Here is a 234-nt window from a genome sequence, read left to right as displayed (position 1 = left end):
CCGGTGATCCGGACGTTATTTGCCGTCGGTGATGAAAAGCAATCCATCTATTCCTTCCAGGGCGCCCGGCCGGAGCGCTTTTCGGAAGAAAGCAAACGGACGCAGCGGAAGGTGCAGGCCAGCGGCCAGCAATTCACGCCGGTGCGCCTGCCGCTGTCGTTCCGTTCGACGTCCGACGTTCTCGCCGCCGTCGACCATGTCTTCACACCACCTGAAAATGCGCGTGGGCTGAGC

General features: G+C 62.0%; 1 protein-coding gene. It reads left to right on the top strand.

The window, feature by feature from the left end; all coding sequences use genetic code 11:
* Positions 1-234: UvrD-helicase domain-containing protein (locus tag SB764_RS44715; RefSeq protein WP_410867400.1), on the top strand; the 234-nt coding region annotated here is incomplete at both ends.

The organism is Paraburkholderia sp. SIMBA_027 (assembly GCF_046535315.1).
In the GTDB taxonomy this organism is placed as follows: domain Bacteria; phylum Pseudomonadota; class Gammaproteobacteria; order Burkholderiales; family Burkholderiaceae; genus Paraburkholderia; species Paraburkholderia tropica.
Note: the sequence above shows the minus strand (reverse complement) of the source record. Positions and strands in the feature narration are given on the sequence as shown.